The sequence below is a fragment of the Microbacterium sp. Root322 genome (assembly GCF_001425645.1).
GTDB classification, from domain to species: Bacteria; Actinomycetota; Actinomycetes; order Actinomycetales; family Microbacteriaceae; genus Microbacterium; species Microbacterium maritypicum.
This window is the reverse complement of sequence record NZ_LMCS01000002.1, coordinates 487,609-503,169: the sequence shown is the minus strand read 5'-3', so window position 1 is coordinate 503,169 and position 15,561 is coordinate 487,609. Positions and strand designations below refer to the sequence as shown.

The window sequence follows — 15,561 nt, the reverse complement described above, 5'->3', positions numbered from 1 at the left end:
GGATGCACACCGCAATGCCGACGCTCGAGTTCACGGAACTCGAGGCCATGGAGGCCCTGAACGACACCGATGACTACATCCGCGGATTCGCCGTGGGCGTGATCATCGGAATTCTCGCCTTGACCTAAGCCCAGCATTCGAAAGCTCGACAAAGGAGGTTCCCTTGCAGACGGAATCGCTGGAATTCACAGAACTCGAACACATCGACGCACCGCTCGAATGGTGGGAGCACGCCAGCTACATCATCGCAATCATCGGCGGAGCGGCAGCGATCGCAACCTGACCGCGGGGTGCGGGCGTTTCTCGCACGCCCGCACCCCCTGTTCCCCCGGAGAGGCGATGTGCGAATGTCAGACCTGATCACCGAAGCGCTGTCGGCGCGACTCGAGGCGGTCGGCGCGGTGCCCACGGCACAAGACCTGTACGCCGGAGTCGGCACCGACTTCTACGAGCGGCTCGTCGGCGCGGACCGTGCCGAGATCCGCGAAGTGCTCGCGCTCGCAAGAGACTCCTCGGGGCCGATCCTCGACGTCGCGGCGGGGAGCGGGAGGCTGACGATCCCGCTGGTGAGATCGGGCAAGACGGTGACCGCGATGGATCTCTCCGACGACATGCTCTCCCACCTACGACGGGCGCTGCCGGACCACGCCTCACTCGACTGCGTCGTCGCGGACATGCGCGACTTCTCCCTGGGGCGTCACTACGACCTGATCGTCATCGGGGCGACCTCCATCACGCTGCTCGATCGTGCGGGCAGGTCCGGCCTCTACGCGAGCGTGCGACAGCATCTCGCCGATGGAGGTGTCTTCGCCTTCACCGTCGCCGGCGGCGACGCTGCCGAGAGCCTCGCGGTTCCCCGAGATCACGAGATCGGTGTGCCCGGACCCGAGGGAGAGGAGACCTACCTCTTCTCGCAGCAGCTGGACCATGACGGCGCAGCGCGTGTGGTCAATTGGGTTCGCGCCTCCGACCTCGTGGCCGGTGCGGAGGTGACCGTCCTCACGAGCCGCCTGCAGGTGCTCAGCCAGGAGATGCTCTCTCGAGAGGCTGTGGAGGCCGGTTTCGCCCCGCCCGCCGTATCGCCCGTGCGCACGAGTCACGGAGTGGAGATCCTCCTCCTCACGACTTCGCTCGCGGGACCCATGAGAGAGGCACCTGGCGATGCCTCCGACTAGTTTCGTGCGTCGAAGAGTGCCGCGGACCGCAACGGCGCTCACCCCCGACGCGCGTCCGCTCCTGGCCGCCGGGGTCGCCTTCGAGAAGGGGATCGACGAAGCGGCATGGATCGTGATGCTGCACGGCGTGCCTTCGTCGCGGGTCTCGGGCGCGGTCGTCGACATGCTGACGGCGCTGGACGGCGAGACCCCGCTTCACGTTCTGCACATGCGCTTCGCCGCCGCCGAGTCGTGGGAGAGCTTTCTCGGTCTGGTGCTTCGCTTCCGCGCGAGCGGACTCCTCGACGGAGACACGAAGCTGCCACCTGGCCGCTGGGACTATCGGCCCCCGTTCACCCTGCAGATCGCGACGCTTCGAGCGCCTGCCCTGTTCGGCCGCGTGGACCATCTGGTCGTTCCGCTCTCGGGCAGGGCGGTCCGTGCCACCGTCGCCGTGCTGCTCGGCCTCGGACTCGTGGCGGCGATCCTGCAGGCGGGAGAGCTGCGCAGCGCGCTCACCTCGCCGATACCGTTGTCCGGCCTCGTGATCCTCGTCGCCGTGCTCTCGCTCCTGACCCTGCTCCACGAGGGCGCGCACGGCCTCACGCTCACGAGGTTCGGGGGAAGACCCCGCAGGGCCGGCTTCATGATCTTCTATCTCACCCCCGCCTTCTTCGTCGACGTGACCGATGGCTGGCGCCTCCCCGATCGCCGGCAACGCGTCGCGATCGCCCTGGCCGGGCCCGCCGTGCATGCCGCCGTCGCCGCCGTGGCCCTTCTCGTCGCGCTCGCGCTGCCCGACACCGAGGTGCGCCAGACGCTGGTGCTTCTCGCGCTCGCCTGCGCTGCCATCGTCCTCGTCAACCTGATCCCATTCGTGCGGTTCGACGGGTACATCGCGCTCATGAGCGCGATGGATGAGCCCAACCTGAGAGCACGGACGATTCGTGACGGCGCGAACTTCCTGACCCGCTTCCTGTTCGGCGGGCAGACGGCTGCCAAGAGCCTGAACACGTGGTGGAGCGTGCCGTTCGGCCTGGCCAGCCTGCTCGCTCCGGTGGTCCTGGTGCTGTTCGCCGTCGGCCGCGCGGCTCGAGCGGTCGCCGGCGGCGGACCGGTCCTCGGTCTGCTCGTGGTCGCCCTGGAAGCCGTCGTGGTCGTCGTCGGCGTCGTCCTCGTCTCGAGGGCACTGCACCGCGCCTTCCGGTCAGGTGTCTCGCGACTGCGGTTCTTCACCGTCCTCGCCGCACTGGTCTCGACCATCGCGGTCGCAGGAGTCCTGATCCCGGTACCGGTGACGGCCACGCTCGGCTTTTCGGCGCAGGGCGGCCACGTGGTCCTCCTGCACGCCGGCGGCGCCGCCGAGACGGAAGTGCCGGAAGGCGCGCGCGTCGTGCTGATGAGCAGCGGCATCCTCGCCGATGAGCGGGTCGGCGAGGGGACGGTCACCCGACCGCGAGCGATACCGACGGAGGTGCCGCTCGACGCGCTCTTCCCCGTGACGGCGGAGGGTGTGACCCTGCCGGCGGTGATCGTCGCGGGCGTGGATCTCAGCGACGGGAACCCGAGACTGCCTGCGACGGGGCAGGCACGCGTCGAACTCGGCGTCCGAAACGTGTGGCAGTCGCTCTGGGCGACGGGCGTGACGCTGCCACTGGCGACCCTGCAGAGCGAGAGAGCGGAAGAGGATGAGAATGAACGACTACGCCATTGAGGTGCGCGGACTCACGAAGAGGTACGGCCAGCGGACCGCCGTCGAGGAGCTGTCCTTCGTCGTCCCGCGCGGATCGATCGTCGGGCTGCTGGGCCCGAACGGGGCGGGGAAATCGACGACTCTGCGAGCGATCGTCGGCCTGCTCCGGCCCTCGGGCGGAGACAGCCTGATCGACGGTGTGCCGTTCTCGGCCCTCGACAACCCCGCATCGCACGTCGGCGTCCACATGGACGGGTTCGGATTCGAAGCGGGCATCTCCGCCAGAAGACACCTGGAGATCTGCCGACTCGCGGCTGGGGCACCGCGCAGCAGGGTCGACGAGGTGCTGGACGAGGTGGGGCTGGCCGCGGATGCCCGTCGCCGGGTGAAGACGTTCTCGACGGGCATGGCCCAGCGTCTCGGGCTGGCGACGGCTCTGGTGGGTTCTCCGCGCACACTCGTCCTGGACGAGCCGGCCAACGGTCTGGATCCCGACGGCATCCGCTGGCTCCGCCGGTTCCTGCGCGCCTTCGCCGAACGCGGGGGCACCGTCCTGCTCTCCAGTCATCAGCTCGCCGAACTGGAACAGGTCGTGGATGAGGTCGTCGTCATCAAGGGACGGGCCCTGTTCGCCGGGCGGCTCGGCGACCTGGTCACCAGCGACGACGATTCGCTCGAGAGCAAGTACTTCGACCTGGTCGGCGGTGCGTCCGCATGAGGAACGCGATTCGCAGTGAGCTGCTGCGCGCGGTGAGCGGACCCTCCGTCCTGCCGGTCTATCTCGTGGCCCTGCTCATGCCGCTGTTCGTGCTGTTCTCCGACGGCTCACGCTTCGACCTCGCCGGGGTCGACTCCCACACGGCGACCTCCCGCCTTCTGGAGCCGCTCGCGTGGTCGGTCATCTCCGCAGCGTTCGTCGGGGCGTACGCGGTCACGCGCGAGTACTACTACTCCTCGATGGAGCGAACCCTCACCGGGGTCGGCTTCCGACGTGCCTTCTCGGGAAAGCTCATCGCCGGGGCGCTCATCGCGATCGCGCTGTCCGTATGCATCTTCGTCACCTGGACGCTGGGGATCTTCCTCGTCCTGGCCGAGAACGGGCTGACACTCGCTCTGTCGTTGCAGTCCTGGCAGCTGTACGCCGGCGCGCTGGCCGGTGCGGTGCTCGGCGCGCTCATCGGAGGAGCCGTCGGCTGGATCACCCGCAACTACTATGCGACGGCGATCATCGTCCTCGTTCTGCCGATGGTCGTCGAGTTCGCGTTGCTGCGCACGGCACCCGAGGTGGCGAAGTTCTCGCCAGGATTGGCCATCGCCGCCGTGGGGGTTCCCGGATTCCAGGACCGGCTGCTCGCGTTCGCCCCCGCCCTCGGAGTCGGACTCGCATGGACCGCAGGGCTCGTGGCGGTCGCCTGGTTCACAGGACGCCGGAGGGTGGGGTGATCGGCCGCGCCCTGCGAGCACAGGCGCGCAGCTTCGCGGGCGACATCGTTCTCCTCGGGGTGACCGTGGCGGCGCTGCTGATGTCCCTCTCCCTGGCGATGAGCATCCCACCTGACCTCGCGGGTGCTCCGCTCGAGGCCAGAGAAGCGCTCGCCGGGTCGCTCACCGCCGTGATCGCGATGTACGGCGCGGTTCTCGCAGCGGTGTACGGTTCGTTCCGCTACACGGTCGACCGGCGTGACGGCGTGATCGCTCAGCGCCTGATGCTGCAGTCCCGGTGGGTGACCCTGCTCGTCCGCGTACCCGGTGCCGTCGTCGGCGGGGCGGTCGTGTCCCTCGCAGGACTGGTCGGCGGTCACCTCGCACTGACCGTCACCGTGGGCGGCATTCCCGTGGAGTGGTCCACCGTCGGATCCACACTCGCCCTCGGCGCCGCGGCAGGACTGTGGGGGATGGGACTGGGAGTGGTCGTGCAGGTCCATCTCGTGGCTCTCTTCCTCGTGTCCCTGTCGATGAGCGGGCCGGTGCTTCTCGCGATGCTCTGGGGAGCGGGTGCCGTCTACCTTCCACCCCTCGTGATGCTCGAAGCCTTCCGCCTCGACATCGGCGCGCTCGGAGTCGCAGCGACCGATCGGCTCGACGGCTCCCTGGCCGCGGGGGTGACGGCCGGATGGATGGTGGCGGCTCTTCTGGCGGGGGCGCTCGCGTTCCTGAGGCGCGATGTGACGTAGCCGCCTCGACAGCGCGTCAGCGCAGGTTCGGATCGGCCGTGGCCCACGACGTAGGATCCCTAGGTGGCAACACCCAAGATCGTCCTCTTCTACGCGTTCACCCCGCTCGCCGACCCCGACGCCATCCGCGTCTGGCAACGAGACATCGGCGAGGCGCTGGGCCTGCGCGGGCGTCTGATCATCTCGAAGGACGGGATCAACGGCACCCTCGGGGGCGACATCGGTGCGCTCAAGAAATGGCTGCGGTCGTTCCGCTCGTACCAGCCCTTCGCCGACGCCGACATCAAATGGAGCGAAGGCACCGGGGTGGACGCCCAAGGGCGCAGCGTCGACTTCCCGAAGCTCAGCGTCAAGGTGCGCGACGAGATCGTGTCGTTCGGCGCACCGGGGGAGCTGCGCGTCGATGAGAACGGCGTCGTCGGCGGCGGCACTCGTCTGACGCCCGAAGAGCTGCACGGTCTGATCGACGAGCGCGGCGAGGAAGTGGTGTTCTTCGACGGGAGGAACGCGCTCGAAGCGCAGATCGGGCGCTTCCGCGGCGCGGTCGTGCCCGACACCGAGACCACCAGAGACTTCGTCGAGCTCCTCGACTCGGGCGTCTACGACGACCTCAAGGGCAAGCCGGTCGTGACCTACTGCACCGGCGGCATCCGCTGCGAGGTGCTGTCGAGCCTGATGACGGCCCGTGGCTTCGGAGAGGTCTACCAGCTCGAGGGCGGCATCGTCCGATACGGCGAGAAGTACGGCGACGACGGCCTCTGGGACGGTTCCCTGTACGTCTTCGACGGCCGCGGCTCCGTCGACTTCTCCGACCACGCCGCGGTCATCGGAGAATGCGTCGGATGCGGGGCCGCGACCAAGCGCACCGCCAACTGTCCCGATCCGTCGTGCCGCTCGCAATTCGTCGTGTGCGAGGACTGCGTCGCGGTCCCCTGCACCGCCCACGCCGCCTGACCCGCACGCCGCCTGACCTGCACGCCACTTGATGCCTACGGTTCAGGCCGTCATACCGGGTTCGGCGGCTCGGGGCGCATACAGGGAGCGGGGCACCAGCACCGCCCGCACCCTCGTCGCTCGATCGGCGCTCTGTCGCAGGCTCGCGAGCACCTCACCCAGTGGTTCGGCGAGATCGTCCGATGCCTCGCCGGAGCGGGCATAGTTCGACCGCTCGACCGCATCCGTCAGCCGACGCATCGCGTGTGCATCCACCCCGTTCTGCCGCACCAGACCGGCCGCGCGCACGCGGGGAGTGTCGGCGTCGGTGACGGGAATCTGCAGGTCGATCAGGGTGTCGCGCAACTCCGCCCAGGCGGCGGCCGGATCGCCACGGCGCGCCCTGCTCAGGCGCGCCCGACGTTCCGCGAGCCGGATGAGCGCGGGAAGCAGGAGCAGCACGACGACGCCGAGGGTGGTGAGGGCGACCGGTGTCGGGTCGAGGCGGCGCAGCTCGCCGCCGCTGGCCGAGTCTCCGCCGGCGTCGTTGCGGTCGACCTCGGGACCCGAGGTCTGCTCGGCCTGCGGTGCCGTGGTGGGTGCCGGTGCGGACGGGGTCCCGGATCCGCTGCCCTGCGTCGCCCCCGGGCGGAAGGCCGTGGGCACACCCAGCGACGCGGTGGGTTCGAACGGGACCCATCCGATACCGGGGAACAGCACCTCGGGCCAGGAGTGCAGCCGATCGCTGGTCACCGAGAACACCGACTCGCTGCCGCGCTTCTCGTCGGTGAGCGAGCCGGGGAGATATCCCACGACGATGCGCACCTGCATGCCGAGGCTCTCCGCCATCAGTGCGAACGCCCCCGCGAAATGCACGCAATACCCGGATCGCGCGTCGAGGAACTCCGCGACGGCTTCTGCTCCCGTGCCGTCGAAGCCTTCCTCCACCGGGGTCTCCAGGGAGTAGGTGAACTGCGAACGGAACCAGTTCTGCAGCGCGATGAGCCGGTCGTAGTCGGTGCTCGCGGCTGCGGTCACCTCGGTGGCCAGCTCGCCGATGATGCCGGGCAGCTCGACCGGTTCGGCGTCGGGATCGACGACGGGAGCGGCGGCATCGATGGCCCGGATCTGCTCGAGCGTGGGGAGGAGTCGCGACGAGGTGACCGTGTAGTCGTTCCCGACGGCATCGGCGCCGCGGGAGTACAGCGTGCGGTTCTCCGGGGCGATCCGCCATGCGTTGCTGAGACCCTGCACGGTGGTGGCGGGGTAGGGCACGGGGAGCCAGGAACTCGACATCCGCAGCACGCGGATGGAGGTGCTCTGCTCCTCCGTCGTGATGTCCTCTCCCCATTCCGGGGGACCGAATCCGTCGTCCTGCGACTGCAGATCCCCGTCGTCGGGTTGCCAGACGCGTCCGTCGAACCGCGAGAGCGTCGTCAGGCGCAGATACGGCGCGGTCTCGCCTTTCGCCGCTACGGTCAGGACCTCGACCGGATTGGGCTGGCGCAGATCGTCACCCAGACGCAGCGATGCATCGACCGAGACCCCGACGCCGGTGCCGGCGAGGCTGGTGCTGACAGGAAGCATCGGGGCGACGGCGATGGTCGTCGCCATCGCGGCGGCCCCGATCGCGACGGCGACCGATGCGGAGGAGCGGCGTGGGGATTCCGGATGTCTGCGCGCCGTGTGGCGGAAGACGAGGAGGGCGACCGCACCGAAGAGCACGAACCAGACGACGTTCGTCTCGCCGAGGGTGACGATCATCGGCACAGCGCCGACGGCCCCGGTCAGCAGCACCGCCAATACGGCGGAACGGTGGGTGACGAGGTGGTCCAGGAGTATCGCGACCACCGCGAAGCCGACGCCCATGGCGGCCGCGAGCCCGGGGGAGGGATCCAGCGGCGCGGAGCCGAACACGACCGCCTCGACAGCGGAGGCGCCGAGCACCCCGAACAGCGTCAGCGTCGCGGAGGTCGGGATGATCCCGAAGAGGGCGGTGTCACCGGCGATGAGCAGCGTCACGACGGCGACGGCGACCACGACCTGCGTGGCGAGCGTGGCGAGGTCCTGCACCCACTCGGCTCGTCGGCGCAGCAGGTGCCGCATCAGCATTCCGGTGCCGGCCACGGCGACGATCACGGCGATGACGGTGAACGACCATGCTCCGGGAGCGATGACCGAGGTGAACGGCCACATGGCCACGAGCGCCGCCGTCGCCGCCAGTGCCCCGGTGCCGACCACCCCGGCCGGCTCCTCGTGATCGCGGTGCCAGAACGCTGGTCGGCGCACCGCGGCGGGTGCGGCCGGCGGGGCCTGTTCAGCGCGGAACATCGCCGACTCCGATCCGTGCCGAGACGGCATCCTCCCAGGCGGCGGAGATGTCGTCGCCGAGCCGTGCCACGGTCCAGCCGTGACGGGTGGAGGCCTCGGTGGCGCCCGGGAGCAGTTCGGTGCTGAACAGCATCGGCGCAGCAGCGCCGGCGGCACGCAGCACCGCGGCGTCCTCTTCGTCGAGGCGGCCGGTGATGTAGACGAGTGGGCCGGGCGGTGTTCCGCCGATGAGTGCCACCAGGTCTCGGCTCTCGCCGCGGGGCGTGACCATCGCGAGAGCCGTGAGCAGCCCGTCGCGGTCGTCTTCGTGGCCGCGGAGAGCGCCGAGGAGGGTGCCCGCGCTGTCGAGAACGTCGACGCTGTAGCCCTCGGAGGCCAGGTGCACCGCAGCGGAGGCGCACAGCGAGACGGCGGCTTCGAAGGCCGGATCGGCCTCGGCCCCGGGGGCATCCCAGCGGCGGCCGCTCCGGTCGAGCACGACCACCGCGTCGGGGCTGGACTCCTCCTCTTCCTGCCGCACCATCAGCTGACCCCGGTGCGCCGTCGCCCTCCAATGGATGCGACGCATCGAGTCGCCCGGGATGTATCCCCGCGGCGAGAGGTTGTCGCTGCCCTGTCCGAGCCGGGTCGACGAGGTGTGCGCGGTTCCACCGGCGGCACCGACCCGCACGGCGAGAGGTGCGAGGGTGAACACCTCGGGGACGACGGTCACGCTCCTGGTCTCCCCGAACGCCTGCTCGCGCTGTGCCAGACCGAACGGGTCCACCGTGCGCAGCATCAGCGGGCCGACGGGCCAGACGCCGCGCCGCACACCCGTGATCAGGTAGCTGAGCCGGCCGTTCTCCGGAGGATACTCGCCGCCGGAGTCCGCGGAGACGGCGTCGGGGAGCACGTCGTGCCAGAGTCCGCGCGGCACGCGGATGGCGCGCAGGGAGAACCGCACGGTCACTCGTGAGGTCTCGGACACGGTCAGCAGGTCGGTCGAGATCTGGCGGGTGACGGTGCCGGATCGTCGCGGCAGGCGGACCGCGAGGAGCGAGAAGAGGGTGACGGCAGCGAGCAGCACACCGAGGTAGAGCAGCACGCGCGCGCCCAGGAGGTTCGCAGCGATCAGGCAGCAGAGCGCGGCGACGAGCGCTCCGGCACCGCGGCCGGTGAGGGATCGACGTCGTCGCATGATGAGAGCTGTCAGGAACGCGTCGCGACGGGCACGCGCACCCGCTCGACGATCTGGGTCAGGGCGGCCTCGATCGGCTGTGCGCCTGCGCGGTGTGCGCCGCGCGCCGGGAGCAGACGGTGCGCGAGGACCGGGATGAGCAGGGCGGTGATGTCGTCGGGGATCACGTACTCGCGTCCGTCGAGGGCCGCCCACACCTTCGCGGCCCTGACCAGCTGCAGAGTGGCCCTGGGGCTTGCGCCGAGGTGGAGGTTCGGGTCGGAGCGGGTGGCCTGGGCGAGGGCGACCGTGTACTCCTCGAGAGCCGGGGCCACGTGCACCGCCCGCGCCCACGCGACGAGCTGGGCGATGGATGCCGCGTCCGCGACGGGCGTGACGGCGGCGAGCGGGCTGACGACGTCGCGCTGACGCAGCATGAGCGCCTCGGCGGCGGCATCCGGATACCCCATCGAGATGCGCATCATGAATCGGTCGCGCTGCGCTTCCGGGAGGGCGTAGGTGCCCTCCATCTCCAGGGGATTCTGCGTCGCGACGACCAGGAACGGCTGGGGCAGCAGGTGCGTGGCGCCGTCGACCGTGACCTGACCCTCCTCCATCGCCTCCAGCAGGGCGGACTGCGTCTTGGGGGAGGAGCGGTTGATCTCGTCGGCGATCACGATGTGGGCGAACACGGCGCCGCGCTTGAACTCGAACTCGCGATCGACCGGGTTGTAGACCGACACACCCGTGACGTCACCGGGGAGCAGGTCGGGCGTGAACTGGATGCGGCGCACGGTCGCGTCCACGCTCGCGGCGAGAGCCCTGGCGAGCATGGTCTTGCCGACGCCCGGCACGTCTTCGATCAGCAGGTGCCCCTCGGCCAGCAGGCAGACGAGAGCGCTGCGCACCGCATCCGGCTTGCCGTCGATGACCTGGCCGATCGAACCGAGGATCGCAGAGGTCTGCGCGGCGAACGTCTCGGCATCGATCGATACCGGGATCATGGGGGCGTTCTCTGGCATGCGTTCCCTCTCACGTCGGCGCAGCGGTGCGCGTTATTCGATCGTAACCCTGCACAGGGTGCGCCGCTCTGGCAGGTTCCCCTGAGGATGCGCGGGGAGGAGAGGCACGATTCGGACCATCGCGCCGGTCGGGTTAGGATGGTTGACGGCTCTCCGCGTGGCGGCATCCAGGCCAATTCCCCCAGGGCGGAAACGCAGCAAGGGTAACCGGGCTCTGCTGGGTGCGCGGAGAGTCATTTTCTTTTCCCGTGGGCTCTCCCGACCGCACGCTCAGCCCCCTCGTGGCTGCACCTGCGACAATCGTCCGGTGACCGTCACCCCGCCGCAGAAGGCGCAGCATCCGCTCGGCCGATTCGCTTCGCCGGTGCTCCTGCTCGTCGTGATGTGGGTCGTGCAGTTCGCCGATGCGATCCTTCCCGGCTCGTTCACCGGATTCGGGCTGCGGTCCTGGGACGCCTCGGGGCTCGGCGGCATCGTGCTCGGTCCGCTCCTGCACGCGAACTGGCAGCACCTCATCGCCAACTCCGTGCCTCTGCTCGTGCTGGGCTGTCTCGTGGCGGTCGAGGGCACGCGTCGGTTCTGGGCCGTCACCGCCATCGTCGCGGTCGTGGGCGGTATCGGCACCTGGGTGTTCAACGCCCCAGGAACCCTGACGGTCGGTGCCTCGGGTCTGGTCTTCGGCTACTTCGGCTACGTCGTGATGCGGGTGTTCGCCCCCGGTCGCGTCGCGCACCGCATCCTCTACGCCGTGATCGCCGTCATCGTGATCGCGCTCTACGGCGGATCCATGCTCGCCGGGGTCTTCGGCGTCGCCGAGGGCATCTCCTGGCAGGGGCACCTGTTCGGCGCGATCGGCGGCGGCCTCGCCGCTCTCGTCGGGCGTCGTGCTCGCACGTCCGGCGGAGCCCTCACGTCATGAGCGCCGCACCGGCATCGAGGGCGAAGCGCCGGCCGGCGAGGAAGAGGCCTGGGGCGAGACGCACCACGACACCGAGACATCGCAAGACCGGGACCAGAGGGAAGGCGGCGAACCGTCGGCGACGTCGCCGGATCCTGCGACGGACGCTGCTGTCGGCCGGTGCGCTGGCCGTCGCCGTCGGACTGCTCGTGCTCATCCCGTTGGGCCTCGCGCGCGATCCCGCCCCGATCTGCATCGACGATCCGCAGACGTTCCCCGAAGCGGGGATCGAGGGCTGGAGCGGAGAGCAGCTCGGGAACGCCGCGACGATCATCCGCACGGCCGGCGCCCTCGGCTTCCCGAGGGAGGGGCAGATCCTCGGGGTGATGACGGCGATGGGCGAGAGCAGCCTGCGCAACATCGACTACGGCGACTGGGAGACGCGCGGATTCACCAATCCCGACGGGACGCGCACGACCAGCATCGGCCTCTTCCAGCAGCAGGAGTGGTGGGGGAGCGTCGAGCAGCGGATGGACCCGGCCACCGCGACGACGCTGTTCTTCGATCGCCTCGGGCGGCTGCCCGAGTGGCAGACGATGGAGCCCTCGCATGCCATCCACCGGGTGCAGATCAACACCGACCGCGACTACTACTCGCGGTTCCAGACGGACGCCACGGCGGTCGTCGACGCGATGTCCGGCCCGTGCGAGTGATGCCGCGCCATTTGCTCCGGTGAGATGCTCGGTGGGTTCACGGGCGCCGCGCCTAAGCTGAAGCCGTGGCGCAGAGCATCTACATCACCTCGGCCGAAGGCCATACCGGAAAGTCGACGATCGCCCTCGGGGCGCTCGACGCCCTCATGCGCGTGTCGCCGCGGGTGGGCGTGTTCCGCCCCCTCGCCCGCTCGGTCACCGCGCGGGACGAGATCCTCGAGCTGATGCTCGCGCACGACGGGGTCAACCTCGACTACGAGGACTGCATCGGCGTCACCTACGACGACGTGCGGGCCGACCCCGAGGCCGCCCTGTCGACCATCGTGGCGCGGTTCAAGGCGGTCGAGGCGCAGTGCGACGCGGTCGTCGTCATCGGCAGCGACTACACCGACGTCGCGAGCCCCGCCGAGCTCGGGTTCAACGCCAGGATCGCCGCCAACCTCGGAGCACCCGTTCTCCTCGTGCTCAGCGGCCGCGATCAGCAGCGCCAGGCCGAGCAGCTGGGGACCACCACGGCGCGTCCCGCCGGGGCGATCGCGCAGATCGCCGCCCTCGCGCTGTCCGAGCTGGCCGAGGAGCGGGCCGAGCTGTTCGCCGTCGCCGTCAATCGCGCCGATCCCGAAGCCCTCGACGCCATCATCGAGGCCGTGCACGCCGCACTCCCCGCCGAGAACACCCCGGTGTGGGCGATCCCCGAGGACCGCGCGCTGGTGGCACCGTCGATCCGCGGCATCCTCGCCGCTGTCGACGGCACCCTGCTCCAAGGCGATGACGATCGTCTGACGAGGGAGGCGCTGACGATCGTCGTCGCGGGCATGTCGATGGTGAACGTGCTGCCGCGACTCACCGAGGAAGCGGTCGTGGTGATCCCCGCCGACCGCACCGAGGTACTGCTAGCCGCGCTGCTGGCCGACTCCTCCGGCACGTTCCCCCGCATCGCCGGCATCATCCTGAACGGCCCGTTCCCGCTGCCGGAGCCGATCGTGCGGCTGCTCGACGGCTTCGCCTCGTCGGTGCCGATCATCACGACGGACCTCGGCACCTACGACACGGCGGTGCGTGTGATGAGCACCCGCGGCCGCATCTCGGCGGATTCGCGCGCAAGGTATGACCGTGCGCTCGGTCTCTTCCAATCCCACGTCGACATCGCCGAGCTCACCGAGCAGCTCGGGCTCGCCGAGGCGCACGTCGTGACGCCCCTGATGTTCCAGTACGGACTCATCGAACGCGCCCGCGCCGACCGTCGTCGCATCGTGCTGCCGGAGGGCGACGACGATCGCATCCTGCGCGCCGCCGCCACGCTCCTCGCGAGGGAGGTCGCCGATCTGACGATCCTCGGCGACGAGTCGTCCATCCGTGCGCGGGCCGTCGAGCTCGGCATCGACATCGCCGCCGCCCAGGTGCTGAGCCCGACCGACCCCGAACTCGTCGAGCGGTTCGCCACGGAGTACGCGCGGCTGCGGGCGCACAAGGGCATCACCCTCGCCCAGGCGGCAGACACCGTGACGGACGTGTCGTACTTCGGCACGATGATGGTGCACCTCGGTCTCGCCGACGGCATGGTGTCCGGCGCCTCGCACACGACGGCGCACACGATCCGTCCGTCGTTCGAGATCATCAAGACCAAACCGGGCGTCAACGTGGTCTCCAGCGTGTTCCTGATGGCTCTCGCCGACCGGGTGCTCGTCTACGGTGACTGCGCCGTGATCCCCGACCCGACGAGCGAGCAACTCGCCGACATCGCGATCTCGTCGGCGACGACCGCCCGCCAGTTCGGCATCGAACCGCGCGTGGCCATGCTGTCGTACTCGACGGGGGAGTCCGGATCGGGAGCGGACGTCGACAAGGTCCGCGCGGCGACCGCCCTCGTGCGCGAGCGTGCACCCGAGCTGCCGGTGGAGGGGCCGATCCAGTACGACGCTGCCGCGGATGCCGCGGTCGCCAAGGCGAAGCTCCCCGGCTCCGCTGTGGCGGGGCGCGCGACGGTGTTCGTGTTCCCCGATCTGAACACCGGCAACAACACCTACAAGGCGGTGCAGCGTTCGGCCGGCGCGGTCGCGATCGGCCCGGTGCTGCAGGGGCTCAACAAACCCATCAACGACCTCTCCCGTGGCGCGCTCGTCGACGACATCGTCAACACGGTCGCCATCACGGCCATCCAGGCCCAGGGGTCTGCACAGACGGGAGGCGCTGCATGAGCGCGATCCTGGTGATCAACAGCGGGTCCTCCTCGCTGAAGTACAGCCTGATCGACATCGAGCAGGAGAACCTGCTCGCCAGCGGACTGATCGAGCGCATCGGGCAGGACGTCAGCCCGGTCGCGCACACGGTGCGCCCCGCGGTCGACGGCGACGCCGTGCCGACCATGCTCGATGCGACCTATCGCAGCGAGAGGCCGATCACCGATCACGCCGCGGCCTTCGAGGTGATGCGTGAGCAGTTCGCCGCGCACGGCCCCTCGCTCGAGGAGCATCGCCCCGTCGCGGTCGGGCACCGTGTGGTCCACGGCGGCGCCCGCTTCTACGCCCCGACGCTCATCGACGCCGACGTGGAGCGGCAGATCGACGAGCTCGCGGTGCTCGCGCCGCTGCACAACCCCGCGAACCTCGCCGGCATCGTCGCCGCGCGCGCGGTGTTCGACGAAGTGCCGCACGTGGCGGTGTTCGATACCGCGTTCCACCAGACGCTCCCGCCCGCCGCCTACACCTATGCGATCGATGCCGCGCTCGCCGCGGAGCACCGGGTGCGCCGCTACGGCTTCCACGGCACGAGCCACCAGTACGTGAGCGCGGCGGCGGCGGACTTCCTCGGCCGTGACCTCGCCGATCTCCGCCAGCTGGTGTTCCATCTCGGCAACGGGGCGTCGGTCACCGCGATCGACGGCGGACGATCGGTGGAGACCTCGATGGGCCTCACCCCGCTCGAGGGACTCGTGATGGGGACGCGCTCGGGTGACATCGATCCCGCGGCACTCGTGCACCTGTCCCGCCGTGCCGGTCTCTCGATCGACGACCTCGACTCCCTGCTCAACACGCGCAGCGGGCTCGCAGGTCTCGCCGGCCGCAGCGACATGCGCGACATCCTCGCCGGGGTCGAGGCGGGGGAGGACGCGGCGGTTCTGGCCTTCGACGTGTACGTGCACCGGCTGCGCGCCTACGCGGGGGCCTACATCGCACAGCTCGGGGGAGTGGACGTCATCTCCTTCACCGCCGGTGTGGGCGAGAACGCCGCGCCGGTGCGCGCTGCCGCGATGGCCACGCTCGGCTTCGCCGGCGTGGAGATCGACCCCGTCAGGAACGCGGCACGCGAGCGCGGCATCCGTCGGATCTCCGCGGATGCGTCCCCGGTGACCGTGCTCGTCGTGCCGACCGACGAAGAGCTGCAGATCGCCCGGCAGACGGCCGAGCTGATCTGATCCGTCCGCGGGGGTTACCCCGCGGCGCGCCGCCGCATTACGCTTGCACAGTGGCACGGAGAGGTGCCGGCC

Annotated in this window: 15 protein-coding genes and 1 other RNA gene; 13 read left to right on the top strand and 3 right to left on the bottom strand. The window is 69.9% G+C overall.

Annotated features, from left to right (window positions below):
• Positions 1 to 2 precede the first annotated feature (2 nt).
• The 8 genes from mpaA2 (at position 3) to trhO (ending at position 5,975) form a co-directional block, all read left to right on the top strand.
• Positions 3 to 128 (top strand): MpaA2 family daptide-type RiPP, encoded by a 126-nt coding sequence (gene mpaA2, locus ASC55_RS17760; protein ID WP_255162400.1) that lies wholly within the window; start codon positions 3 to 5, stop codon positions 126 to 128.
• A 35-nt stretch (positions 129 to 163) separates the two neighbouring features.
• The gene (gene mpaA3, locus ASC55_RS17815) at positions 164 to 283 is read left to right on the top strand and encodes an MpaA3 family daptide-type RiPP (RefSeq protein WP_017829101.1); all 120 of its coding nucleotides are present in this window, start codon (positions 164 to 166) and stop codon (positions 281 to 283) included.
• A gap of 64 nt (positions 284 to 347) precedes the next feature.
• Positions 348 to 1,175, top strand: a complete 828-nt coding sequence (gene mpaM, locus ASC55_RS07190; RefSeq protein WP_055874024.1) for a daptide-type RiPP biosynthesis methyltransferase — start codon at positions 348 to 350, stop codon at positions 1,173 to 1,175.
• 16 nt (positions 1,176 to 1,191) lie between these two features.
• Entirely contained in the window at positions 1,192 to 2,868 is a 1,677-nt protein-coding gene (mpaP, locus tag ASC55_RS07185) for a daptide biosynthesis intramembrane metalloprotease (protein WP_055874022.1), read from the top strand.
• Positions 2,849 to 3,565 (top strand): ATP-binding cassette domain-containing protein, encoded by a 717-nt coding sequence (locus ASC55_RS07180; protein ID WP_055874017.1) that lies wholly within the window; start codon positions 2,849 to 2,851, stop codon positions 3,563 to 3,565. Before mpaP ends, ASC55_RS07180 begins: the two co-directional genes overlap by 20 nt.
• The gene (locus ASC55_RS07175) at positions 3,562 to 4,290 is read left to right on the top strand and encodes an ABC transporter permease (protein ID WP_055865367.1); all 729 of its coding nucleotides are present in this window, start codon (positions 3,562 to 3,564) and stop codon (positions 4,288 to 4,290) included. Before ASC55_RS07180 ends, ASC55_RS07175 begins: the two co-directional genes overlap by 4 nt.
• Positions 4,287 to 5,021 carry a hypothetical protein gene (locus ASC55_RS07170; protein ID WP_055874014.1) on the top strand — a complete coding sequence of 245 codons (735 nt, stop codon included), beginning with the start codon at positions 4,287 to 4,289 and terminating at the stop codon, positions 5,019 to 5,021. The genes ASC55_RS07175 and ASC55_RS07170 overlap by 4 nt, the downstream gene beginning before the upstream one ends.
• Positions 5,022 to 5,084: 63 nt before the next feature.
• Positions 5,085 to 5,975, top strand: a complete 891-nt coding sequence (gene trhO / locus ASC55_RS07165; RefSeq protein WP_055874011.1) for an oxygen-dependent tRNA uridine(34) hydroxylase TrhO — start codon at positions 5,085 to 5,087, stop codon at positions 5,973 to 5,975.
• 42 nt (positions 5,976 to 6,017) lie between these two features.
• Here the strand turns inward: trhO and ASC55_RS07160 are convergent, their stop codons facing one another.
• Genes ASC55_RS07160 through ASC55_RS07150 form a run of 3 tightly spaced genes read right to left on the bottom strand, consistent with a single transcriptional unit; the run spans position 6,018 to position 10,463 of the window.
• Positions 6,018 to 8,285 carry a transglutaminase family protein gene (locus ASC55_RS07160; RefSeq protein ID WP_055874008.1) on the bottom strand — a complete coding sequence of 756 codons (2,268 nt, stop codon included), beginning with the start codon at positions 8,283 to 8,285 and terminating at the stop codon, positions 6,018 to 6,020.
• Positions 8,272 to 9,462, bottom strand: a complete 1,191-nt coding sequence (locus ASC55_RS07155) for a DUF58 domain-containing protein (RefSeq protein ID WP_055874005.1) — start codon at positions 9,460 to 9,462, stop codon at positions 8,272 to 8,274. The genes ASC55_RS07160 and ASC55_RS07155 overlap by 14 nt, the downstream gene beginning before the upstream one ends.
• Positions 9,463 to 9,473: 11 nt before the next feature.
• Complete coding sequence (locus tag ASC55_RS07150; protein ID WP_055874002.1) at positions 9,474 to 10,463, bottom strand: AAA family ATPase; 990 nt, start codon at positions 10,461 to 10,463, stop codon at positions 9,474 to 9,476.
• Positions 10,464 to 10,607: 144 nt separating this feature from the next.
• Between ASC55_RS07150 and ffs the strand changes: the two genes are divergently transcribed.
• From ffs to ASC55_RS07130, 5 genes are all read left to right on the top strand, one after another.
• Positions 10,608 to 10,704, top strand: an RNA gene (gene ffs, locus ASC55_RS17285) — signal recognition particle sRNA small type.
• A 66-nt stretch (positions 10,705 to 10,770) separates the two neighbouring features.
• Positions 10,771 to 11,382, top strand: coding sequence for a rhomboid family intramembrane serine protease (locus ASC55_RS07145; RefSeq protein ID WP_055873999.1), 612 nt, complete (start codon positions 10,771 to 10,773; stop codon positions 11,380 to 11,382).
• Positions 11,379 to 12,074: a hypothetical protein gene (locus ASC55_RS07140; RefSeq protein ID WP_055873996.1), complete on the top strand. Its 696-nt coding sequence runs from the start codon at positions 11,379 to 11,381 to the stop codon at positions 12,072 to 12,074. Before ASC55_RS07145 ends, ASC55_RS07140 begins: the two co-directional genes overlap by 4 nt.
• A 65-nt stretch (positions 12,075 to 12,139) precedes the next feature.
• On the top strand, positions 12,140 to 14,272 hold the full coding sequence (gene pta, locus ASC55_RS07135) for a phosphate acetyltransferase (protein WP_055873993.1): 2,133 nt from the start codon (positions 12,140 to 12,142) through the stop codon (positions 14,270 to 14,272).
• Positions 14,269 to 15,489, top strand: coding sequence for an acetate/propionate family kinase (locus tag ASC55_RS07130; RefSeq protein WP_055873990.1), 1,221 nt, complete (start codon positions 14,269 to 14,271; stop codon positions 15,487 to 15,489). The genes pta and ASC55_RS07130 overlap by 4 nt, the downstream gene beginning before the upstream one ends.
• Positions 15,490 to 15,561: the final 72 nt, after the last annotated feature.